The sequence below is a fragment of the Streptomyces sedi genome (assembly GCF_006335015.1).
Classification (GTDB): Bacteria; Actinomycetota; Actinomycetes; order Streptomycetales; family Streptomycetaceae; genus Streptomyces; species Streptomyces sedi.
In genome coordinates, this window is sequence record NZ_VDGT01000035.1 from 1 (window position 1) to 22,865 (window position 22,865).

Consider the following 22,865-nt stretch of genomic DNA (forward strand, 5'->3'; position numbering starts at 1 on the left):
GTTCGCGCGTGGCACCCGGGTCTGACGCCTGGGCTTGGAGGCTTTGCGTCTGGCGTCGGGGTCTGATGTTCGTGTCTGGCGTCTGGGTCTGAGGTTCGCGCGTGGCACCCGGGTCTGACGCCTGGGCCTGGAGGCTTTGCGCCTGACGTCGGGCTCTGACGTTCGTACCTGGCGCCTGAGGTCTGGCGTCCGCGACTGACGCCCGTGCCTGATGTCTCGGTCTGGCGTTCGCGACTGATGCCAGGGCCTGATGTCTCGATCGGACCCCCGTGCCTGACGCCCGTGCCTGATGGTCTGGATCTGACGGCCGTGCCTGACGTCTGTACCTGGTGCCCGGGCTTGACGCCCGAGCCTGAGCCCGCGCTCTGCGGGGCGCCCGACGCCCCAACGCCCCAGCGCCCCACGCCCTGCGGGCGCCTGCGCCTGCGCCTGCGGCGCCATGCTTTAGGATACGACTCGTGTCGTATCGAAAAGAAGGTTCCGGCGGGCCGCGGTCCGGCAGGACGCAGCGTGGCCGGCCGCGTGACGAGGGGTTGGAGCGGCGCATCCTGGCGGCGGTCGTCGAGGTGCTGTCGGAGTCGGGGTACGAGGGCCTCACCTACGAGGAGGTCGCCCGCCGCTGCGGAGCGTCCAAGGCCAGCCTCTACCGCCGGTGGCGGCTCAAGCGGGACATGGTGGTCGCCGCGCTGCGCGCCGGCCCCGCCCGCGAGGGCGCGACCGAGCCGGTCGACACCGGCAGCCTGCGCGGGGACCTGCTGGCCCTGTGCCGACGGCTGGACCGCACGATGCGGGCGGCGGACAGCGGCACCGCGATGCTCCTGCTCCAGGCGGGGCTTGAGGATCCCGAGCTGTGCGAGGCGATCGAGGACTCCGTCGGCCCCACCGGCGCCCGGCTGCCCCGCCCGGTCGTGGACGCCGCCGTGGCCCGTGGCGAACTGCCCGAGGGTACCGACCCGTTCCCCTTCGAGGAGGTCGTCGGCGCGGCCCTGCTGCTGCGCCGGGTCAACGGGCTGCCGGCGGGCGAGGGTTACCTCGCCGCGCTGGTCGACACGGTCGTGCTGCCGGCGCTGCGGGCGACCGCCGCCGCCGAGCGCCCGCTGCCCGCCGGGATCTTCTCCGGCGCCCCCGTCCCACACACCAGCCGGCCGCCAGTGCCGGGCAACGAGGAGAACGAGTGAGTACGTCCCTGACCATCGACGGATTCGACTACCGCACCCTGCCGGGGGCGGACGGTGTCCGGCTCAACGTCGCCGTCGCGGGGGAGGGGCCCGCCGTGGTGCTGCTCCACGGCTTCCCCCAGACCCACTACATGTGGCGGCACGTCGCCCGCCGGCTCGCCGACGAGCACACCGTGATCGTTCCCGACCTGCGGGGCTACGGCGCCAGCGACAAGCCGTCCGGCGACGATCCCGACGTCTACGCCAAGCGCACCATGGCCCGCGACGTCGTCGGCGTCGCCGAGGCCCTGGGCTTCGCACGCTTCGGACTCGTCGGCCACGACCGGGGCGCGCTCGTCGCCGTCCGCGCGGGCCTGGACCACCCGGGGGCCGTCGACTACCTCGGCATCCTGGACGTGCTGCCCACCCTGGACACCTGGGAGGTGCTGAGCGGTGTGGACGCCAAGGTCGCCTGGCACCTGTATCTGATGGCCCAGCCCCCGGGGCTTCCGGAGAGGATGATCCGTGCCGTGGCGCCCGAGTTCTTCGGCTCGTTCCTCGACGCGTGGGACCCGGCGGGGACGACGTTCACCGCCGGGGAACGCGCACACTACGTCGACAGCTCCGTCGCCGCCGTCGACTCGATCGTGGCCGACTACCGCGCCACGGCCGGCGTCGATCTCGAAACGGACCGCGCCGACCGCGAGCGCGGCGCCGAGTTGGCGATGCCGGTGGCCGTGATCTCCCAGGACTGGGGCGCGCGGCTGGGCTTCGACGCCTCTTCCCTGTGGGGGAAGTGGGCGCCGGACCTGACCTACCAGGCCACCGGCTCCGGTCACTTCATGGCGGAGGAGAACCCCGAGGAGATCGCCGCCTTCGTGCGGTCCCTGGCCGCCCGCTGAGGCTTCCCCGGGAGAGGGGGCACGGGCCGCCCGCCCGCTGGTGGGGCGTTCGCGCGGTTCCCCGCGCCCTCCTCCGCCGGGGCGCGGCCCAGGCCGTCGGCGCCGCAGGTGAGGGCCACGGTCCGCTCCCGCCTCACGGCCGCACCTCCTCGGCGCCGGCACCGCTCACACTGCCGGCACCGCCGGCGCCCCCCACACCGCCGGCGCCGTCGACCGGCGCGGTGGCCGCCGGCCGGGGTCGTGCCGGCCCCGGCAGCAGCGGGATGGCCAGCAGGATCACCAGCAGCACGCCGCTGGACAGCCAGAACGAGCGGTGCAGCCCCTCGGTGACGGTTCCGGAGGTCTGCACCACCAGGGTGACCACCGCGACGCCGAGTGCCGCGCCCAGCTGGTTGAGCATGTAGAGCACGGAACTGCCCTGCGCGACCCGCTCGGCAGGCAGCGCGCGGTAGAGCGAGCCCATGGTGGGCGCCGCCATGAACCCCAGGCTGACACCGAGCAGCAACGCGCCCAGCACCGGCCACAGTTCGGTCGTGGTCTCGTCCACCCTGGTCAGGGACAGGGTGCACAGTGCCGCCGCCGTCGCGCCGCCCGCCGCGAGGCCGCGCGAACCCAGCCGGTCGGAGAGCCGCCCGGCTACCGGCATCGCCAGCGAGCCGCCTATCCCGACCGGCGCCATCAGCAGCCCGGCCGCCAACACGCCGTGACCGTGGACCTGTTGGTAGTAGAGCGGGAGGGCGAAGAAGACGGCGAAGTTGACCAGTCCGCTCAGGCCCATGATGGTGACGCTGGCGGTGAAGCCACGGTTGGCGAAGAGGCTGAGAGCGATCAGCGGGGGGCGGGTCCGCAGCCGTGCGGCGTGCGTTCCGTAGGCCAGCAGCAGGCCGGCGCCCGCGAGCAGCGGCAGCCAGCTCTGCCAGGCGAGGGCCGTGCCCTCCTCGGCGGTCTGGGAGAGCGCCAGCACCAGGCCGGCGAAGCCGGGCGCCAGCAGGGCCAGCCCCAGCACGTCGAGGCGCGGCCCCCCGGTGGCCTCGTCCGGCGCCGGCGGGTCGGCGGGCAGTACGCGCCGGGCCAGCACCAGGGCGACCAGCCCGACCGGCACGCTCAGCAGGAACATCCAACGCCACGAGGACACCTCCGTCACCGCGCCGCCGCTGATCGGCCCGAGCGCGGGCCCCAGGGCGAGCACCACGCCCATCAGGCCCATCACCCGCCCGGCCCGCGCCGGCCCGGCCGCCCTGGCCAGCAGTATCAGCACCAACGGATCCAACAGCCCGGCGCCGACGCCCTGGAGGGAGCGGAAGGCGATCAGGCTGCCCGCGTTCCACGCCAGCCCGGAGGCGAGCGAGCCGGCCACGAAGATCGCCAGTCCGACCAGCCAGAGGCGCTTCCCGCCGAAGCGGTCGACGGCCCAGGTGGTGAAGGGAATCGTCGCGGTGACCGCGAGCAGGAAGCCGGTGGAGGCCCAACCGACCGTGCTCAGCGACGTGTTGAGGGACTCGGCCAGTGTCGGGGTGACGACGGCGGCCATGGTGCTGTTCAGGATGCCGAGCAGCCCGCCGAGGAGGAGGACGGCGATCACTTTGAGCAGGGGAGCGCCCAGGCGGTCCGCGTCCCGCGTGTTTGAACTCATGGGTTCAAAGTAGTGAACCAGCTGGTTCAATCGCAACCCGGTGAACTCCTCGAATGAACCCGCCGGTCTACCATCGACGGCATGGCAGCGACCCCGGCGCGTGCACGTGTCGACAAGCGGGCGGCGATCCTGACGGGCGCGTTCACCGTCTTCGCGCGCAAGGGCTACGCGGACGCCTGTGTGAAGGAGATCGCGGCGGAGGCCGGCGTGGCCAAGCCCACCGTCTACAACCACCTCACCGACAAGGCGACCCTCTTCCGCGGCGCGCTGGAGGCCAAGGCCCAGGCCAAGCTGGTGGAACGGATCGCCGCCATCGAGCCGCTGCACGCGCCGGGCGACGACCTGCCCGCCGCTCTCCGGGCGGTGTGTCGGCGGCTTCTTGAGGTGCACGGCGACCCGGACTCCTGCGCCCTGCGCCGCCTGCTGTATGCCGAGGTCGGTCGCTTCCCCGAGGTGTTGGAGCTGGTCAGCGCCTACGGGCCGCATCGGGTGGTGCACGCCCTGGCCGACCCGCTCGGGCGGCTCACCCTCGCGGGGCGGCTGACGGCCGACGAACCGGCCCTGGCCGCCGAGCAGTTGATGGCGCTGCTGACCGGCCCCATGGAGGTGCGCTCCCGGATGGGCACGAGGGCCGTCTCCGTCGACGAGTCGCGCGAGGTCGCGGACGCGGCCGTGGCGACCTTCCTTCGGGCGTACGGGCGCTAGGCCGTCTCGTTTGGATCTTCGCGGGGGCGCGACGCCAGCGATGGGGGCACCTCCCACGCCCCCGAGGGGCCTGGGGGAACCTCGCTGCGTTACCGAATCGCGCGAATACTCCCCCAGACTTCGTCCGGGGGTGCCCCCAACGTATGAGCTGCGATCCGGCGCCTGGTGGGGGTACCTCCCGGGCCCCCGAGGGCCCGGGGGAGCACCGCATCATGGGGGCACCTCCCAGCCGCCAGGCTGGGGGAGCCGCGCCCTGCTCCACGAAGATCCAAACGAGTCGACCTAGTCCCTCCTCCCCGCGTCGGGTGCCGGCCTTGGTGTGCGCTCATGCGGCACTGACGTAACCGACTGTCGTCGGCCGCTTGCTCGCGCGCACTCCTGGTGAACCGTTGGCGAGCGTTGGTGATCAACGCGACACGCGTCACCGGTTGGCCGTGGCGAGCCTGATCGTCGCGCACGAGTCACCACCCGCCATCCGCGGCCCGAAGCGGGGAGCTGCGTGGCGCATCCGCGACGGGTCGCACGTTGCCCCTGTCGCCTCGCTCATGCCTGTCCACGTCGCTCATGCCTGTCGCGCCCGCCGCCCGGAGAGGCGTGTCCGAGTCTGTTTACTTTGTCTCGAACCGGGAGTACTGTCGCCGACACCAACAGAGTCAGGCGTGAAAGCGGGCACAAACCCACATGTACGCAGCCGAGCGTCAGCAGGAGATCCTGCGCCTCGCCGAGGAGGCCGGACGGGTCGACGTGCTGTCCCTGGCCGAGGCGTTCCAGGTCACGGCCGAGACCGTGCGGCGCGACCTCAAGGTGCTGGCCGGGGCCGGGCTGGTGCGGCGGGTGCACGGCGGCGCCATCCCCGCCGGCGGGCTCGACATCGAGCCCGACCTCGCCGCCCGTGACACCGTCTCCGTCGCGGAGAAGGACCGCATCGTCCGCGCCGCGCTCGCCGAACTCCCGGCCGAGGGCAGCGTGATCATCGACGCCGGCACCACCACGGTGCGGCTCGCCGCCGCCCTGCCGGGCGACTGCGCGTTGACCGTGGTCACCCACGCCCTGCCGCTCGCCGCCCGGCTCGCCGACCACCCGGGCATCGCGCTGCACCTGGTCGGCGGCCGGGTCAGGCACCGCACCCGGGCCGCCGTCGACGCCTGGGCGCTGCGCGCCTACTCCGAGATCAACGCCGACCTGCTGCTGCTGGCCACCAACGGCTTTTGCCTCGACGGCGGCCTGACCACCCCCGACCTCGCCGAGGCCGCGGTCAAGCGCGCCATGGTCGCCGCCGCCGGGCGCACCGTGCTGCTGGCCGACTCGGCGAAGTTCGGGCAGCGCCACTTCGCCCGCTTCGGCGACCTCGCCGACGTCGACCTGCTGGTCACCGACGGCGGCCTCGGCGACGAGGACGCCGCCGCCATCGAACGAGGGGGAACGGAGGTGGTCCGCGCGTGATACTCACCGTCACCCCCAACCCCAGCCTGGACCGCACCTACGAGGTGCCGGAGCTGCGCAGGGGCGGCCTGCTGCGCGCCGAAGGCGACCGGGTCGAGCCGGGCGGCAAGGGCGTCAACGTCGCCCGCGCCGTCGCCGCCGCCGGCGGCGCGACGACGGCGGTGCTGCCGCTGGGCGGCGCCGAGGGCGCGCTGCTGGCGCGGCTGCTCGACGGGCGAGGCATCGACGTGGCGGGCGTGGAGCTCGCCGGCTCGACGCGGGTCAACGTCACCCTGGTCGAGCCCGACGGGCTGCTCACCAAGGTCAACGCCCCCGGCCCGAGCCTGAGTCCGGCGGAGGCGGAGGCGCTGATCGAGACCGTGCGGGCCCGTTCGGCCGACGCCGAGTGGATCGCCTGCTGCGGCAGCCTGCCGCGCGGCCTGGCCCCCGCCTGGTACGCGGAGCTGGTCGCCCGTGTGCACCGGGCCGGCGCCCGGATCGCGTTGGACACCTCGGGCCAGGCGCTCACGGCCGCCCTCGCGCACCGCCCCGACGTGGTCAAGCCGAACGCCGACGAGCTCGCCGAGGCCGCGGGCCGGCCGTTGCGCACGGTGGGGGAGGCGGTCGAGGCGGCGCGCGAGTTGCGCGCCAGGGGCGCGGGAGCGGTGCTCGCGAGCCTGGGTGCCGACGGCCAGCTGCTGGTCGAGGACGGCGGCATCTACTGGGGGCACGCCCCGGTCGCCGCCGTTCGCAGTGACGTCGGCGCCGGCGACGCCTCGCTCGCCGGCTTCCTGGCCGCGGGCGGCCGGGGCCCGAGCGCGCTGGCCGCCGCGGTCGCGCACGGCGCCGCGGCCGTCGGGCTGCCGGGCAGCGCGATGCCGACGGCGGCCGATCTCGCGCCCTCGGCGGTGGTCACGACGGCCGACGTGCCACTGGACCGGCCGCTGACCGCCGGCCGGGGCGGGGGAACGACGTGAACGAGACCGTGTGGAACGGGATCACGGTGAACGAGGCCGCGCGGAACGGGAACACGGTGAACGGGATCGCGGCGAACGGGATGCGGAAGTCCGAGCACGACAGCGAGCAGAGGAGCCCGCGATGGCCGAGTTGATCGTTCCCGAGCTGGTGGAGCTGGACCTGACCGCCGACACCAGCCAGGCGGCGGTGCGCGCCCTCGGCACACGGATGGTGGAGGCGGGGCGCGTCGCCGACCTGGACGCGTTCCTCGCCGACGTGGCCGCGCGCGAGGCGCGGATGCCCACCGGGCTGGAGGGCGGCATCGGCATCCCGCACTGCCGCAGCGCCCAGGTCTCCGAGCCGACGCTGGCGTTCGGCCGCAGCCGGGACGGGATCGACTTCCAGGCCCCCGACGGCCCGGCCGACCTGATCTTCCTGATCGCGGCGCCGACCGGCGGCGACCGCGACCACCTGGCGATCCTCGCCGAGCTGGCCCGCCGCCTGATGAGCCCGGAGTTCACCCGGGCCCTGCGCGAGGCGACCGACCCGGCCGCCGTCGCCGCCCTGATCCGCGGCGAACGCCCGACGGAGCGGGACGCGGACACGGGCGAGTCGGGCGCCGCCACAGGTGACGCGCACCCGGACCCGAGCGCGGACCCGAACGTGGAGGCGGAGGCCGCCTCCCCGGCCGGGCCGCCGGAGACGGCGGAGCCACCGCGCCCGGAGCGAGCCGAACGGCCCCCGGACGACGGCACGTTGGGGGAACAGCAGACCGACGACACCCGGCCGGCCGGGGAGGCGGCCACGGCCGGGGAGGCCGCGCGCCCGTTCCGGATCGTGGCCGTGACCTCCTGCCCCACCGGCATCGCCCACACCTACATGGCCGCCGAGTCCCTGGAGCGCGCCGGCCGGGAGGCCGGCGTCGAACTCCTCGTGGAGACCCAGGGATCGGGCGGCTTCACCCCCCTCGACCCGGCGCTGGTCGCCGGGGCCGACGCCGTGATCCTCGCGCACGACGTGGAGGTGCGGGAGCGGGAACGGTTCGCCGGGAAGCCGACGGTCGACGTCGGCGTGAAGGCCGCCGTCAACCGTGCGCCCCAGCTCGTCGAGGAGGCGCGCGCCGCCGCCGCGCGCCAGGGCAGTGGAGCGCGCGCCCCCGAGGCCGCCGAGCGCCCCGCGCTCGCGCCCGGCGCGGGCGCCGGCGAGGGCTTCGGCTCGCGGCTGCGCCGCTATCTGATGAGCGGCGTCAGCTACATGGTCCCGTTCGTCGCCGCCGGCGGACTGCTGATCGCCCTCTCCTTCGCCATCGGCGGCCACGAGATCGCCGACGCGCCCTCCGTCGCCGACCACTTCTCCTGGCTGGAGGGCGACAGCTGGGCCGCGCTCTTCCACCAGATCGGCGGCGCCGCGTTCGGCTTCCTCGTCCCCGTACTCGCCGGCTATATCGCGTTCGGCATGGCCGACCGACCGGGACTCGTACCCGGCTTCGTCGGCGGCGCCATCGCCGTCACCATCGAGGCCGGCTTCCTCGGCGGTCTCGTCGCCGGCCTGCTCTCCGGCCTGGTCGTCATGGGCGTCCAACGCGTCGGCGTCCCCCCGTCGCTGCGCGGGGTGATGCCGGTGCTGGTGATCCCGCTCGTCGGCTCGGCCGTCGTCGGCTTCCTGATGTTCGTGGTGGTCGGCGAGCCGCTCGCCGCGCTGCAACGCGAGCTGACCGACTGGCTCGACGGCCTCTCCGGCTCCAACGCGGTGCTGCTCGGCGCGGTCCTCGGCGCGATGATGTGCTTCGACCTGGGCGGACCGCTCAACAAGGTCGCCTACGCCTTCGCCGTCGGCGGCCTCGCCGAGGCCGGCGACGGCAACCTGCGGGTGATGGCCGCCGTCATGGCCGCCGGGATGGTGCCGCCGCTGGCGATGGCGCTGGCCACCGTCGTCCGGGCCCGGCTCTTCACCCGCACCGAACGGGAGAACGGCAAGGCCGCCTGGGTGCTGGGCGCCTCGTTCATCACCGAGGGCGCCATCCCGTTCGCCGCCGCCGACCCGCTGCGCGTGATCCCCTCGGCCATGGCCGGCGGCGCCCTGACCGGCGCCCTCTCCATGGGCTTCGAGACCACGCTGCGCGCCCCGCACGGCGGTGTCTTCGTCATCCCGCTGATCGGCTCGCCGTTCCTCTACCTGGTGGCGATCGCCGCCGGCACCGCGCTCAGCACGGCCCTCGTCGTGCTCCTGAAGTCCCGCCGCCCCGCGCCCGGTTCGCCCGCCGCCGCGGCCACGGCCGCCCGCCGCGAGGCGATACCGGAGACCGCCTGACCACACCCCGGGGCGGGCGACCGCGCCCCGCCCCCGACCCGAGGAGTGAGACATGCCCCAGCGCACCGTGGCGATAGGCGCCGCCAGCGGACTGCACGCCCGCCCCGCGGCCCTGCTGGTCCAGGCCGCTTCCCGCCAGCCGGTCCCCGTGACCCTCGCCCGCGAGGGCGGGGAGCCGGTGGACGCCCGCAGCCTGCTCTCCGTGCTGGCGCTCGGCGCCGCGCACGGCGAGCGCGTGGTGCTCGCCGCCGAGGGCGACGGCGCCGAGGCGGCGGTCGAGGAGCTGGCCGCGCTCGTCGCGGCCGGAGAGGAGTGACCGTGGCGCGCGTCATCCGGGGCGTCGGCGTCGGCGGCGGAACGGCCGAGGGCCCCGTCGCCAGGATGGCCGCCCCCCGGCTGCCACCGCCGCCCCGCGCCGTGCCGCCCGAGGAGGCGCCGGCCGAGGCCGCGGCCGTGCGGGCCGCGCTCCGCGACGTCGCCGCCACCCTCGAACGGCGGGCGGCCCCGCTCACCGGCGCCGCGGCCGAGGTGCTCGAAGCGCAGGTCATGATGGTCAGCGACCCCGCGCTGGCCGACCTCGCCGAGGCAGAGGTGCGCGCCGGCTCCGACGGGACACGCGCGCTGACCGCCGCCTTCGGCTCGTTCAGCGCCGCGCTGCGGGCCGCCGGCGGGCTCTTCGCCGAACGCGTCGCCGACCTCGACGACCTCCGCGACCGCGCGATCGCCTCTCTCCTCGGACTGCCGGTCCCCGGGCTGCCGCGGCCCGGCCACCCCCACGTGCTGGTCGCCACCGACCTGGCCCCCGCCGACACCGCGCTCCTCGACCCCGAACAGGTCCTCGCCCTGGTCACCGAGGAGGGCGGGCCCACCGGCCACACCGCCATCCTCGCCCGGGGACTCGGCGTGCCGGCCGTCGTCGCCTGCCCCGGCGCGAGCGCGCTGACCGACGGCCGCCGCGTCCTCGTGGACGGCGCCGCCGGCACCGTCGAACCCGACCCCGCGCCCGCACGCGTCGCCGAGGCCGCCGCCGCCGAACGGCGCCGGCGCCGGGCCGCCGCCGAGCTGAGCGGCCCGGGCCGCACCGCCGACGGGCACCGGGTGGCGCTGCTGGTCAACGTCGGCGCGCCCCGCGAACTCCGGGGCGCGGCCGAGGCCGACAGCGAGGGCGTCGGACTCTTCCGCACCGAGTTCCTCTTCCTGGACCGCGCCGAGGCGCCCTCCGTCGAGGAGCAGACCGCCGCCTACGGGCGGGTCTTCGCCGCGTTCGCCGGCCGGCGCGTCGTCGTGCGCACCCTCGACGCGGGCGCCGACAAGCCGCTGCCGTTCGCCACCGCGCCCGACGAGCCCAACCCGGCGCTCGGCGTCCGCGGGCTGCGCACCGCGACCCGCGACCCCGCGCTGCTGGAGAACCAGCTGACCGCGCTGGCCAGGGCGGCCGAGGCCAACGCCGCCGAGGTGTGGGTGATGGCCCCCATGGTCTCGCTGCCCGCCGAGGCCGCCGCGTTCGCGGCCCGCGCGCGTGCGCACGGCCTGCCGACCGCCGGCGCCATGGTCGAGGTGCCGGCCGCCGCGCTGCGCGCCGAACACCTCGCCGCCGACTGCGACTTCCTCAGCATCGGAACGAACGACCTCGCCCAGTACACCTTCGCCGCCGACCGCACCCTCGGCGGCCTCGCCGAACTCCTCGACCCCTGGCAGCCGGCGCTGCTCGACCTCGTCCACCGGACGGCGGAGGCCGGCGGGCGGCTCGGCCGCCCGGTCGGCGTCTGCGGCGAGGCGGCGGCGGACCCGGCGCTCGCGCTGGTACTGACCGGCCTCGGCGTCACCAGCCTCTCGGCGGCGCCGGCCGCGCTGCCCGGCCTGCGCGCGGCGCTGGCCGCGCACACCCTCGCCGACTGCCGCGAGCTGGCCGAAGCGGCCCGCACCGCACCGGACGCGGCGACGGCCCGCCAACTAGTCGCTGCGCTTGGCTGAACGGGGTGGGGCGACAGCTCGTGTGGGTGGTTGTGGGTGGTTGTCGTCTGCGGCCCGTCGTGGATGCGCCGCGCAGTTCCCCGCGCCCCTTTGGGCTGCGGGGGTTTGATGCCCATGTGACCGATCACTGTTGCCGTGGTGGGGCGGCAGCTCGTGTGGGTGGGTTGTGGGTGGTTGTCGTCTGCGGCCCGTCGTGGATGCGCCGCGCAGTTCCCCGCGCCCCTTTGGGCCGCGGGGGTTTGATGCCCATGTGACCGATCACTGTTGCCGTGGCGGGGCGACAGCTCGTGTGGGTGGTTGTGGGTGGTTGTCGTCTGCGGCCCGTCGTGGATGCGCCGCGCAGTTCCCCGCGCCCCTTCGGGCCGCGGGGGTTGACGCTCATGTGACCGATCGCGCTCGCCACGACCAACCAGGGGCGCGGGGAACTGCGCGAGCAACCGTGCGCCGGGCCGCACTCGACAGTCCGCCGTGACCGCCCGGCACGGTGGTCGCACCCGCACGCCCCGCAGGGATCCGTCGAATCCATTCGACAGCCTCCGTTGCCTTGACACCACGTCAGTGCGGGTGGCGTGATGGACGGGCGAGCATGGGAGCGCTCCCAGTCCCTCACCCCTCACCCCCCAGGGGGTCCCACGGGACGGACCCCCGATGAGGAGACGACCATGAACAGCGGAAAACGAGTCGCCGCCATGCACCGCGTCCCCGGCCGCCGCGTCGGAGTCGCCCTCGCCGCGGGCGTCGCCGTCACCCTGGGTGCCGCGCTCTCGGTGCAGCCGGCCACCGCCGGCGAGTCGGACGCGCGGGCCGTCGGGCTGCACGTCGAGAACGGCCGGCTGGTCGAGAGCACCGGCAACGACTTCGTGATCAGGGGCGCCAACCACGCGCACGCCTGGTTCACCGACCAGCTCGGCGCGTTGGGCGACATCAAGGAGCTGGGGGCCAACACCGTGCGGGTGGTGCTCAGCAGCGGCCACCAGTGGGAGCGGACCACCCCCGACCAGGTCGCCGAGATCGTCGCCGAGTGCAAGGCCAACCGGCTGATCTGCGTGCTGGAGGTGCACGACACCACCGGCTACGGCGAGCAGTCGGCCGCGGTCTCGCTGGACGCCGCAGCCGACTACTGGGTCAGCGTCCTCGGCGAACTCCAGGGCGAGGAAGACCACATCATCGTCAACATCGGCAACGAGCCCTTCGGCAACACCGGTTACGAGGCGTGGTCCGCCGACACCACCGCCGCCATCGGCAAGCTGCGCGACGCCGGCTTCGAGCACACGATCATGGTGGACGCGCCCAACTGGGGCCAGGACTGGACCGGCACCATGCGCGACGGCGCCCAGGACGTCTACGCCTCGGACCCGACGGGCAACACCGTCTTCTCCATCCACATGTACGGGGTCTACAACGCGCCCGGCGCCGTGGAGGAGTACCTGAACACGTTCGTCGACGCCGGACTCCCCATCCTGGTCGGGGAGTTCGGGCACAACCACTCGGACGGCGACCCGGACGAGGACGCCATCATGGCGACCGCCGAGCAGCTGGACCTGGGCTATCTGGGCTGGTCCTGGAGCGGCAACAGCAGCGAGGTCGGCTATCTCGACCTGGTGAACGGCTTCGACCCCGCCCAGCTCACCGAGTGGGGCGAGCGGCTCTTCCACGGCGAGAACGGCGTCGCCGCGACCGCCGAGGAGGCCACGATCTACAACTGAGCGCGCATCCACAGTCCCCGCGCCCCAAACAAGCCGCCCACGGCAGTGCAGGGGCGCGGGGAACTGCGCGAGCAACCGACCACCGGGCTCACGCCGACAACCCACCCAGCCACGAAGCTCCGTAGTCGGCCAACCCCCGCCACGAATGCACCGCGCAGTTCCCCGCGCCCCCAAGCAGGCCGTCACCTGCCGCAGGTGAAGCCGTACCTGACCGATCACGCCAGCCTTCACCAGGGGCGCGGGGAACTGCGCGAGCAACCGACCACCGGGGCGAGGACGACACCCCACCCGGACCGGCAAGGTCGGTAGTCGACTGGCCCCCGCCACCCATGCACCGCGCAGTTCCCCGCGCCCCCGAGCAGGCCGTCACCTGCCGCAGGTGAAGCCGCACCTGACCGATCACGCGAGCCCTCACCAGGGGCGCGGGGAACTGCGCGAGCAACCCGCCACCGGGGCGAGGACGACACCCCACCCGGACCGGCAAGGTCGGTAGTCGACCAACCCCCGCCACCCAGCGCATTCGCGCAGAGGCGCGCGCCACCATCAGCCGGCCGGTTGCCGGTGCCCGCCGGTGAGCCGGCTGATGGTGCGGTTGACGTCGGAGGGCGAGACGATCCCGAGCAGCCGGGGCGCGCGCCCGTTCCCGCCGTCCGGTCGTCCGTTCCGGTCGATGACCAGCACCCGGTGCTCAGGGCCCGGGTCGATGCTGGGCAGCAGCTCCGCCAGGTCGCCGTCGGGCGGGGTGGTGCGCACCTCGTCCAGCGGGACCATGATCTCCGCGACGGTGAGCGTCCGGTGCTTCTCGACGGGCACGTTCCGCAGCATCTCCCTGGTGACCAGGCCGACGGGCGTGCCGTCCCGGCCGACGACCGGCAGCGCCGGGTGGTCGAGCGCGGGACCGGTCTCCGACAGCAGCCCGCCGACGGTCTCGTCCGCCGGCACGGTCGCCGGGCCCGGCGTCATGCTCTCCCGGACGGGCACCCCGGCCAGCAGCTGCCGTGTCCGCGAAGCCTGCCCCTCCAACGCGGCGGCGCCTGCCACGAACCAGCCGACCAGCGCCAGCCAGACCGCGCCGAACGCGCCCGTCCACAGGAACACCACCAGCCCGACGACCACCAGCAGCCAGCCGAACGCCTGCCCCGCCGTGCTGGTCTGCGCCGTGGCACGCGGCCGGTCGCCCGAGCGCCGCCACAGCGCGGCGCGCAGCACCCGGCCGCCGTCGAGCGGGGCGGCGGGGAAGGCGTTGAAGAGCGCCAACAGGAAGTTGATCACCGCCAGCCAGGCCGCGACCTCCACCAGCGGTCCGGCGTCGGCGGCCACCAGCAGCCAGGTGAGGGCGGTGAAGAGCACCCCGAGCCCCAGGCTGGTCGCCGGACCGGCCGCCGCGATGCGGAACTCCGAACCCGGGTCGGGCGCCTCCCGCCTGGTGCGGGTCGCGCCGCCGAGCAGCCACAGCGTGATCTCGTCGACCGGCACCCCGGAACGCCGCGCAACCAGCGCGTGCGCCAACTCGTGGACCAGCAGCGACGCCCAGAACAGCAGCCCGGCCAGCAGCGCAAGCAGCGTGTAGCCGAGCGCGCCGCGGCCGGGGTAGGCGTCGGGCAGCCGTTCGGCGCCCAGGCCGAGGGCGATCACCGCGAAGATCACGGCGACGCTCCAGTGCACCCCGACCCGCACGCCGGCGATCCGGCCCAGCCAGAAGGTGGCCCGCACCTCGTTCACCCGCCTCACCGTGTCCGCGAACGTCAGGTCGGCGCGCCGAGTACCCGCACGCGCCCCGGTCATGCGCGGCGCGCGGTGTATGACCGGCGCGGTGTATGACCGGCGCGCGGCGCGTGACCGGGGCGCGTGCCGCTCGCCGTGCCGGGTGGCGCCCGGCTTCCTACACTCGACCGTATGGCCCGTGCCAACGACGAGGTCGAGGCGCTGCTCAGGGAGTACGCCGACCTCCTCGCCATCACCGGCGGAGGCGCGTTCAAGCAACGCGCCTACGAACGCGCGGCCCGCGCCGTCGGCGGGCACCCCGGCGACATCGGCGCGCTCGACGCGGGCGGGCTGCGGGAGATCCCCGGGGTGGGCGCCTCGATCGCCGACAAGATCGAGGAGTATCTCCGCACCGGCCGGGTGCCCGCCGTCGAGAAGGCCAGGTCGTCGGTCCCGCCGGGCGTGCGGGCGCTGCTCGACGTGCCGACGCTCGGGCCGAAGAAGGCGATGACGCTCTACCGCGAGCTGGGCGTCTCCTCCGTGGACGCGCTGGCCGCCGCCGTGCGCGAGGACCGGCTGGCCGGGCTCGCCGGCTTCGGCCCCAAGGCGCGGGAGAACCTCGAACGCGGGCTGGCGGTGCTGCACGCCTCCGGCGGGCGGATCGCGTTGGACGTGGCGCTCGGCGTCGCCGAGGAGACCGTCGCCGCGCTCGGCGCCGCGCCGGGCGTCACGCGCTGCGCCTACGCCGGCTCGGTGCGGCGGATGAGGGAGACCATCGGCGACGTCGACGTGCTGGCCGCCGCCGACGACCCCGAGCCGGTGATGGCGGCGTTCGTCGCGCTGCCGCTGGTCGCCGAGGTGGTGGCGCGCGGCACGAAGAAGACCACGGTGCGCACGGTCGACGGCCTCCAGATCGACCTGCGGGTGCTGGGCGAGGAGTCCTGGGGCGCGGGGATGATCTACTTCACCGGCTCCAAGGCGCACAACGTCCGGCTGCGGGAGATCGCCCTGCGGCGCGGGCTGAAGCTCTCCGAGTACGGGCTCTTCGACGCGAAGAGCGGGCGGCGGCGGGCGGCGGGCGACGAGGAGGAGGTCTACCGGCGGCTGGGACTGTCGTGGGTCGCGCCGACGCTGCGCGAGGACCGCGGCGAGATCGAGGCGGCCGGGCGGGACGCGTTGCCCCGGCTGGTCACCGAGGCGGACCTCAGGGGCGACCTGCACAGCCACACCGACCTGACGGACGGCGTCGCCCCGCTGACCGAGATGGTCGCCGCCGCCGCGCGGCGCGGCCTGCGCTACTACGCGGTCACCGACCACGCGCCGGACCTGCGGATGCAGCGGATGACGCTGGAGAAGGCCCGTGCCCAACGCGAGGAGCTGCGCCAACTGGCCGACAGGCACGGGCGGTTGAAGCTGCTGCACGGCACGGAGCTGAACATCGACCCGGAGGGGAACGTGGACTGGCCGGCGGAGGTGCTCGCCGAGTTCGAGGTGTGCGTGGCGTCCCTCCACTCCCACTTCGACCTCGACCGGGATGCCCAGACCCGCCGCCTGCTGCGGGCCTGCGAGAACCCGCACGTCCACATCATCGGCCACCCCACGACGCGGAAGTTCGGGCGGCGCGGCGGTGTCGACGTGGACCTGGACGCGGTCTTCGCGGCCTGCGCCCGCACCGGCACGGCGCTGGAGATCAACAGCCACCCGAACCGGCTGGACCTCAACGACGCGCACGTGCTGCGGGCGCGGCAGCACGGCGTCCGTTTCTCCGTCGACTCCGACGCGCACGCGCCGGCGCACCTGGGGCATGTCCGGTACGGCGTCGCGCAGGCGCAACGGGGGTGGCTCACGCCGGACGACGTGATCAACACCTGGCCCCTGACCCGCCTCCGTCGCTTCCTGCGCGGGGGACGTTGACGGGGGCGACCAGTCACGTGCGCGGCCCGGGTGGGTTGTCGTCCTCGCCCCGGTGGTGGGTTGCTCGCGCCGTTCCCCGCGCCCCTGTGGGGCCGGTGGGCGGCTTTGGGGGCGCGGGGAACTGCGCGGTGCATGGGTGGTGGGGGTGAGACGACTAGGGTGCCGCACCGGTGAGGTGGGTTGTCGTCCGCGGCCCGGTGTGTGGTTGCTCGCGCCGTTCCCCGCGCCCCTGTGGGGCCGGTGGGCGGCTTTGGGGGCGCGGGGAACTGCGCGGTGCATGGGTGGTGGGGGTGAGACGACTTCGGTGCCGCACCGGTGAGGTGGGTTGTCGTCCGCGGCCCGGTGTGTGGTTGCTCGCGCCGTTCCCCGCGCCCCTGTGGGGCCGGTGGGCGGCTTGGGGACTTCACCGGGGGCTCAGGCGCCGCCCGGAGGGCCCAGGTGGGTGAGGAACCAGTCCCTCGCCAGGGCCGTCACCTCGGACAGCGCGCCCGGCTCGGGGAAGAGATGGGTCGCGCCGGGGACCACCTCCAACCGGTGCGGGCAGCTCAGCGACTGCTCCGCCGCGCGGTTCAGCTCCAGGACCCGTTCGTCGTTGCCGCCGACCACCAGCAGTGTCGGGCAGCGGACCTCGGACAGCCGCCGGTCGGCCAGGTCGGGGCGCCCGCCGCGGGAGACCACCGCGCCCACCGGGGACGCCGGGTCCGCCGCCGCCCACAGCGCCGCGCCCGCGCCCGTGCTGGCGCCGAAGTAGCCGACGCGCAGCCCGTCGTGGGGCGCGCCGTGGTCGCGCACCCAGTCGGTGGCGTGCGTCAGCCGTTCGGCGAGCAGGCCGATGTCGAAGACGTTGGCGCGGTCGGCTGACTCCTCCTCCGTGAGCAGGTCGAGCAGCAGGGTGCCGAGGCCGGCCTGGGCGAGGGCCTCCGCGACGAACACGTTGCGCGGGCTGTGCCGCCCGCTGCCGCTGCCGTGCGCGAAGACCACCACGCCGCGCGCCCCGGCCGGCAGGGTCAGCTCGCCGGGAAGCGTCACGTCGCCGGCGGGGATCTCCACCGCCCGCGCGCCGCCGCGCCGCAGCAGCGCCACCACCTCGTCGTCGGTGGTCTGCGCGAAGTCGTCGTAGAACTGGCCGACGGACAGGAAGTCGTCCACGGCCCACGGGCAGACCAGCTCGTCGGCCGCGTCGCCGATCCGCCGCGCCCAGTCGGCCGGCGCCACCGGCACCGCGAGCACCACCCGCGCCGCGCCGCGCTCCCGCGCCGAGCGGCACGCCGCGCGGGCGGTCGCGCCGGTCGCCAGCCCGTCGTCGACGACCACGACGGTGCGGTCGGCGACGGAGATCCGCGGGCGGTCGCCCCGGTAGGCGTGGGCGCGGCGGTCCAGTTCGCGGCGTTCGGCGGCCTCGACCTCGTCGAGCGTCCGCTCGTCGATGTGCGCACCGCCCACCACCTGCTCGTTGACGACCCGGGGCCCGTCCTCGGCGACGGCCCCCATGGCCAGCTCGGGCTGGGCCGGCAGGCCGAGCTTGCGCACGACGGCCACGTCCAGCGGGGCGCCCAGCGCGGTGGCGACCTCGGCGGCGACCGGCACGCCACCCCGGGGCAGCCCCAGCACCACGACGTTCCGCCCGCGCAGCGCGGCCAGCTCGCCGGCCAGCCGTCGGCCCGCCTCCCGCCGGTCAGCGAAACGCATCCCTCCACCTCCTCGGTCGCGGGGAGTCCCGTCCCCCCATCGAACCGCGTGACCGTCGCCGGCGCCCGTCAAACGCCGTCAGCCGGGGGAGAGCCCGCCCGCCGCCGGGCCCGGAAACGACGAACTCCCCGCACACGGCGGGGAGTTCGTTCGGTCTCGAAGGGCGGAGGCTACGGGGCCGGCGCCAGCACGGCGGCGACCCGGTCGGCGAGCTCCGCGACCGGCACCTCGTGCTGCTCGCGGGTGGCGAGGTTCTTGACCAGCACCGCGTCCCTGCGCCACTCGTCCTCGGCCACCACCACGGCGACCCGCGCCCCGAGGTGGTCAGCCTGCGACAGCTCCTTGCTGAGCTTCCGCGGCTCCAGCGGCGTGGTGGTGCGCACGCCGGCCCGGCGCAGCACGCCGGCGATCCGCCGGGCCTCGGCCGTCAGCGACTCGCCCAGCGGGATCACCACCGCGTCGGCCTGCGGCCTCGGCTCGGGCAGCAGCCCGTGGGTCTCCAGGAAGTCCTGGAGGGTCACGTCGCCCACCGCGAACCCGATGCCGGGCACCTGCTGCCGGGTGAAGAGCCCCGCCAGGTCGGCGTAACGGCCGCCGCCGAAGAGCGCCCTGCGGTTCTCCGGGTGCAGGTCGAAGACCTCGAAGACGGTGCCCGTGTAGTACTGGAGGCCGCGCACGATGAACGGGTCGAACGTGACCAGCTCCCGCGCCTCGCTGTTGAGCAGCCGCACCACGTGGGAACGCTCGGCCACCTCGGCCGGCACGGCGCGCAGCACCTCGTCACCGCTGCCCAGCGTCTCCGCCAGCAGGCCGAACTGGGCGGGCGTCAGCGACAGCTTCTCCGCGTCCTCGGCCAGCTTCTCGCGCGGGTACTTCTCCCAGCGGTCGACCAGCGAGGACACCTCGGCGATCCGGTCGCCCGGCACCTTGACGATGTCGCGCAGAACGCTCTCCAGCAGCACCCGGTCGCCGACGCGCAGCGCCCACATGTCGCGGGTGGCGCCGAGCGCGCCCATCATGTCGTGGATCAGCTCGAACAGCTCGATCTCGCTGTTGACGCTGTCGGAGCCGAAGATGTCCACGTTGATCTGCCAGTGCTCGCGCAGCCGGCCGCGCTGCGGGCGCTCGTAGCGGTGGCAGATCACGTGGCTGTACCAGCGGACGGGCAGCGGGAGGCTGCCGAGGTTGCGGGCGATCATCCGGGCCGCCGAGGGCGTCATCTCCGGGCGCAGCGCCAGCCGCCGCCCCCCGCGGTCGGTCAACGAGTACAGCTGCTGGTTGGCGATCTCCTCGCCGGACTTCGCCTCGTAGATCTCGGCCGGCTCCAGAATGGGGCCGTCATAGCGCCCGAATCCGTAACTCTCGATAACCTCGAAGAGCGGATGGAAGAACTGCTGCCTGACGGACATCTGCTGCGGCAGAAGATCTCTGGTACCGCGATAGGGGGTGGTCGGGAGCAGATCCGTCACCGCACGATCCTTCCAGGGTGAGTTGAGAAGTCCTCACGCTAGCAGACCTGGCGTGCGCCCACGAAGTCGCTTCCGGCCGCACACCGCCCGGCCCAGCGAGGCCGGGGACCCGGCCGGTTCACCGTCTCGCACCCCGGACACCCGGTCGCCGGCCGGACCCCGGGAAAGCGGAACGGAACCGCGTTCCCGAATTCCTTTCCCGAAACCCTCGGGCCGCCCGGGGGCGGAATGCGCGGTGAATAGGGTCGGGAATATCTCCGGAGAGGCGGGGAAACGGCCCCGCCGGAAACGCCTCAGTGCGTTCCGGCGAGAATTCCGTGTTTCCGCAGAAAGGCGATCACGGCGGCGGCGACTTCGGCCGGGGCATCGTCGTGCACCCAGTGGCCGGCGCCAGGGAAGTCGACGCGGGTGGTGCCGGGCCGTTCGGCGACCATCCGGTCGGCCAGCGCGGACGGCAGCAGCGGCGACCCCGCGCCGTGCAGCAGCAGCGCCGGGCAGTCCGAGCCACGCCAGTCGGCGGTCCAGTCGCCGACGCCGCCGGCCTGCACCTCCGTCATCACGTCCCAGTCGAAGAGCAGCCGCCAGCCGTCCCCCTCGGGCTCGGGCTCCGCGCTGCGCAGGAAGTACTCCGCGTCGGGCACGCCCCGCCGTTCGATCGCCGCGCCCAGCTCCGCCCTGCTCGCCGCCCGGCGCGGCCAGCCCCGCACCTCAAGCGTGGGGTGGGGCACCTCGGGGCGCCGCATCAGGTGCCCGACGTCCTCCACCACCAGTGCCCGAACCAACTCCGGGTGCCGCGCCGCGAGTTGATAGGCAGTGATACCGCCGAGCGAGTGACCGTGGAGCACCACGGGCCCCGCCCCGAGCGCCCGCACCAGGGCGGCGGCGTCCGCCACGAACGCGTCCCGGCCGTAGCCGCCGGTGACAGGCTGGCTGTGGCCGTGCCCGCGCTGGTCGGGGGCGACCACCCGCACCAGGCCGGCGAGGTCGGCCGCCAGCCGCGTGAACTCCGCGCCCCGGCCGAACGTTCCGTGCAGCGCGACCAGCACCGGCGCGTCCGCCGGCCCACCCGAGTCCACGACCGGCACCCGCCGGCCCCCCACCACGATCGTCTCCGCCGTCCCCATGCGCTCACGGTAGCCGGGGCGACCGCGGGCCGGGCCCGCGCCCCGCGTTGGCTACCCTGGCCTCCGCCCCCGAGCCGTCCCAACGGAGCCCCGTCGTGTCCTTCCTCCGCGCCGCGTCGCGCCGCCGGGCGTCCGCGACGGCGCCCGCGGGTGAACGGGCCGGCCCCATCGACGTGTTGGGCGTGGTGCGCAACCTGACGTCGGCGACCAGACTGCTGGACGTGCTGCCGCTGCTGCGCGCCGAGGACGGGATCACGGTCTCGTTCACCGTCAACCCGGGCTCGGCGTTCGACGGCGGGCTCGCCGAGTATCTGACGCGGCAACGCGGCACGGTGCTGCCCTGGCGCGAGGCGACCCGCCGCCGGTTCGACCTCGTCGTGGCGTGCGCCGTCAACCGTTCGATGCGGCGGCTCAGTCGGCCGCTCGTCGTGCTGCCGCACGGCGCCGGCTACAACCGGCTGACCCACCGTTCCACCGGCGACGCCACCTCGTCAGCCGGGCTCTCCCCGCGCGAACTGCTGCACCGGGGACGGGTGGTGCCCGACGTGATCGGGCTCTCCCACGAGGAGCAGCTGACCCGGCTCGCCGTCAGCTGCCCCGCGGCCGTGCCGCACGCCCGCGTCGTCGGCGACCCCTGCTTCGACCGGATGCGCGCCAACCTGGACTGGCGCGACCACTTCCGCGAGCCGTTCGGCGCGACCGGCGGGCGGCGGCTCGTCGTCATCAACTCCACATGGGGACCGCACTCGTTGATCCGCCGCCACCCCGACCTGCCGCTGCGGCTGACGCACGCGCTGCCGGTCGACGAGTACGTGGTGGCGCTGGTGCTGCACCCCAACGTCTGGTCGGACGACACGCCGTTCGGCGTGGACCGCAGGTTCCGCGCCGCGCGGGACGCCGGGCTGCGGCTGGTCAGCCCCGAACGCGGCTGGCAGGCCGCGCTGATCGCCGCCGACCTGGTGGTCGGTGACACCGGCTCCGTCAGCTTCTACGGCGCCGGGCTCGGCAGGTCCACGCTGCTCGCCGCCAGCGGCGAGGAGGAGCTGGACCCGCGCTCCCCGATGCACGCGTTCGGCGCCGCCGCGCCCAGGCTCGACCCCGAAGGCGACCTGCTCGCCCAGCTGCGCGACGCCGAACGGACGCAACCCGCCGGGGACTTGACGCCGGTGACGGAGCGGGCGCTGGGACTGACCGACCGTTCGGCGCCGGAGCTGCAACGCCTCTTCTACGAGCTGCTCGGCGCGCGCGTCGCCCCGCCGGTCGACGCACCGCGCCCCGCCCGCTACCCCGACCCGACGCCGGACGGCGGCCCTGGGCCCACGGCGTTCGACGTGGTGGGCCGGCTGGTCGGCGACACGGTCGAGGTGGCCCGCCACCCGCTCGACCCGGCGCGCGCGGGGGCGCGCGGCTTTCTGGCCGTGCTGGCGGAGGAGGGAACGCGCTCCCCGGCCGCGCAGACCGCCGAGGTGGCGGCGCGCCGCCAGCCGCACGGCGAGCTGCCGCCGGAACGTTGGCTGCGGGAACGGTTCACCGCGCAGCCGTGGCTCTCCGTCGCGGTGGCGGCGCTGGGGCCCGGCCGGCACCTGTTCCGGCTGCGGGACGGCACGGTGGCCGAGGCCCGGGCGGTCGGCGGCTGGGCCGCGCCCGACCCGGTGCTCGACCCGCTGCTGCTGGGCGCCGCGCTTCAGGTGGCGTGGGAGGCGGGGCGCCCGCCGGCGCTGTGGGACGAGGGGCTGACGCTGCGCACCGGCGACACGGAGACGCGCCTCGCGTTCCGCGGGCTTTAGCTGTGGCGGGGGTTGGTCGACTACCGGCCTTGCCGGCCGGGGTGGGTTGTCGTCCTCGCCCCGGTGGTCGGTTGCTCGCGCAGTTCCCCGCGCCCCTGGTTGGGGCTGGCGTCGTCGTGCGGGTGCGGGTTCATCTGCGGCAGGTGACGGCCTGCTTGGGGGCGCGGGGAACTGCGCGGTGCATGGGTGGCGGGGGTTGGTCGACTACTGACCTTGCCGGTCTGGGTGGGTTGTCGTCTGCGCCCCGGTGGTGGGTTGTTCGCGCAGTTCCCCGCGCCCCTGGTGGGGGCTGGCGTCGTCGTGCGGGTGCGGGTTCATCTGCGGCAGGTGACGGCCTGCTTGGGGGCGCGGGGAACTGCGCGGTGCATGGGTGGCGGGGGTTGGTCGACTACTGACCTTGCCGGTCTGGGTG

General features: G+C 74.8%; 16 protein-coding genes. 11 read left to right on the plus strand and 5 right to left on the minus strand.

The features are described 5' to 3' along the window. Positions 1-458 precede the first annotated feature (458 nt). Together FH715_RS27435 and FH715_RS27440 are read left to right on the plus strand one after the other, a co-directional pair. A complete protein-coding gene (locus FH715_RS27435) occupies positions 459-1,178 on the plus strand; it encodes a TetR/AcrR family transcriptional regulator (RefSeq protein ID WP_139650132.1) in 720 nt (239 codons plus the stop codon). Then, positions 1,175-2,059, plus strand: a complete 885-nt coding sequence (locus tag FH715_RS27440; protein WP_139650134.1) for an alpha/beta fold hydrolase — start codon at positions 1,175-1,177, stop codon at positions 2,057-2,059. Before FH715_RS27435 ends, FH715_RS27440 begins: the two co-directional genes overlap by 4 nt. 133 nt (positions 2,060-2,192) lie before the next feature. Here the strand turns inward: FH715_RS27440 and FH715_RS27445 are convergent, their stop codons facing one another. Continuing rightward, on the minus strand, positions 2,193-3,692 hold the full coding sequence (locus tag FH715_RS27445; RefSeq protein WP_139650136.1) for a DHA2 family efflux MFS transporter permease subunit: 1,500 nt from the start codon (positions 3,690-3,692) through the stop codon (positions 2,193-2,195). 81 nt (positions 3,693-3,773) lie between these two features. Between FH715_RS27445 and FH715_RS27450 the strand changes: the two genes are divergently transcribed. The 7 genes from FH715_RS27450 to FH715_RS27480 all read left to right on the plus strand — a co-directional run bounded on the left by FH715_RS27450 (position 3,774) and on the right by FH715_RS27480 (position 12,766). After that, positions 3,774-4,397, plus strand: coding sequence for a TetR/AcrR family transcriptional regulator (locus FH715_RS27450; protein WP_139650138.1), 624 nt, complete (start codon positions 3,774-3,776; stop codon positions 4,395-4,397). 681 nt (positions 4,398-5,078) lie between these two features. Next, on the plus strand, positions 5,079-5,840 hold the full coding sequence (locus FH715_RS27455) for a DeoR/GlpR family DNA-binding transcription regulator (protein ID WP_139650140.1): 762 nt from the start codon (positions 5,079-5,081) through the stop codon (positions 5,838-5,840). Further along, positions 5,837-6,796, plus strand: a complete 960-nt coding sequence (pfkB, locus tag FH715_RS27460) for a 1-phosphofructokinase (protein WP_139650142.1) — start codon at positions 5,837-5,839, stop codon at positions 6,794-6,796. Before FH715_RS27455 ends, pfkB begins: the two co-directional genes overlap by 4 nt. Before the next feature lie 121 nt (positions 6,797-6,917). Beyond that, positions 6,918-9,086: a fructose-specific PTS transporter subunit EIIC gene (locus FH715_RS27465; protein ID WP_139650144.1), complete on the plus strand. Its 2,169-nt coding sequence runs from the start codon at positions 6,918-6,920 to the stop codon at positions 9,084-9,086. A 52-nt stretch (positions 9,087-9,138) separates the two neighbouring features. Further along, on the plus strand, positions 9,139-9,402 hold the full coding sequence (locus FH715_RS27470; RefSeq protein ID WP_139650146.1) for an HPr family phosphocarrier protein: 264 nt from the start codon (positions 9,139-9,141) through the stop codon (positions 9,400-9,402). Positions 9,403-9,404: 2 nt separating this feature from the next. After that, complete coding sequence (ptsP, locus tag FH715_RS27475; protein ID WP_139650147.1) at positions 9,405-11,060, plus strand: phosphoenolpyruvate--protein phosphotransferase; 1,656 nt, start codon at positions 9,405-9,407, stop codon at positions 11,058-11,060. Between the two features lie 662 nt (positions 11,061-11,722). Further along, positions 11,723-12,766: a glycoside hydrolase family 5 protein gene (locus tag FH715_RS27480; protein ID WP_139650148.1), complete on the plus strand. Its 1,044-nt coding sequence runs from the start codon at positions 11,723-11,725 to the stop codon at positions 12,764-12,766. A gap of 543 nt (positions 12,767-13,309) precedes the next feature. Here the strand turns inward: FH715_RS27480 and FH715_RS27485 are convergent. Continuing rightward, on the minus strand, positions 13,310-14,488 hold the full coding sequence (locus tag FH715_RS27485; RefSeq protein WP_246109021.1) for a site-2 protease family protein: 1,179 nt from the start codon (positions 14,486-14,488) through the stop codon (positions 13,310-13,312). Positions 14,489-14,662: 174 nt separating this feature from the next. On the opposite strand from FH715_RS27485, the gene polX reads away from it, so the two are divergent. Beyond that, the gene (gene polX / locus FH715_RS27490) at positions 14,663-16,384 is read left to right on the plus strand and encodes a DNA polymerase/3'-5' exonuclease PolX (protein WP_139650149.1); all 1,722 of its coding nucleotides are present in this window, start codon (positions 14,663-14,665) and stop codon (positions 16,382-16,384) included. Positions 16,385-16,798: 414 nt separating this feature from the next. Here the strand turns inward: polX and FH715_RS27495 are convergent, their stop codons facing one another. From FH715_RS27495 to FH715_RS27505, 3 genes are all read right to left on the minus strand, one after another. Then, a complete protein-coding gene (locus tag FH715_RS27495) occupies positions 16,799-18,073 on the minus strand; it encodes a phosphoribosyltransferase family protein (RefSeq protein WP_139650150.1) in 1,275 nt (424 codons plus the stop codon). Between the two features lie 170 nt (positions 18,074-18,243). Further along, the gene (hisS, locus tag FH715_RS27500; protein ID WP_139650151.1) at positions 18,244-19,542 is read right to left on the minus strand and encodes a histidine--tRNA ligase; all 1,299 of its coding nucleotides are present in this window, start codon (positions 19,540-19,542) and stop codon (positions 18,244-18,246) included. 293 nt (positions 19,543-19,835) lie between these two features. Further along, entirely contained in the window at positions 19,836-20,666 is an 831-nt protein-coding gene (locus FH715_RS27505) for an alpha/beta fold hydrolase (RefSeq protein WP_139650152.1), read from the minus strand. Positions 20,667-20,761: 95 nt separating this feature from the next. Here FH715_RS27505 and FH715_RS27510 point away from each other — a divergent pair, with 95 nt between their 5' ends. Beyond that, positions 20,762-22,453, plus strand: coding sequence for a hypothetical protein (locus FH715_RS27510; protein ID WP_246109022.1), 1,692 nt, complete (start codon positions 20,762-20,764; stop codon positions 22,451-22,453). The last annotated feature ends 412 nt before the right edge of the window (positions 22,454-22,865 follow it).

Excerpts from the sequence above, each read along its gene's own strand:
- FH715_RS27445 (WP_139650136.1), bottom strand. The coding sequence starts at position 3,692 with ATGAGTTCAAACACGCGGGACGCGGACCGCCTGGGCGCTCCCCTGCTC.
- FH715_RS27450 (WP_139650138.1), top strand. The coding sequence starts at position 3,774 with ATGGCAGCGACCCCGGCGCGTGCACGTGTCGACAAGCGGGCGGCGATC.
- FH715_RS27455 (WP_139650140.1), top strand. The coding sequence starts at position 5,079 with ATGTACGCAGCCGAGCGTCAGCAGGAGATCCTGCGCCTCGCCGAGGAG.
- FH715_RS27465 (WP_139650144.1), top strand. The coding sequence starts at position 6,918 with ATGGCCGAGTTGATCGTTCCCGAGCTGGTGGAGCTGGACCTGACCGCC.
- FH715_RS27470 (WP_139650146.1), top strand. The coding sequence starts at position 9,139 with ATGCCCCAGCGCACCGTGGCGATAGGCGCCGCCAGCGGACTGCACGCC.
- FH715_RS27480 (WP_139650148.1), top strand. The coding sequence starts at position 11,723 with ATGAACAGCGGAAAACGAGTCGCCGCCATGCACCGCGTCCCCGGCCGC.
- polX (WP_139650149.1), top strand. The coding sequence starts at position 14,663 with ATGGCCCGTGCCAACGACGAGGTCGAGGCGCTGCTCAGGGAGTACGCC.
- FH715_RS27495 (WP_139650150.1), bottom strand. The coding sequence starts at position 18,073 with ATGCGTTTCGCTGACCGGCGGGAGGCGGGCCGACGGCTGGCCGGCGAG.
- FH715_RS27505 (WP_139650152.1), bottom strand. The coding sequence starts at position 20,666 with ATGGGGACGGCGGAGACGATCGTGGTGGGGGGCCGGCGGGTGCCGGTC.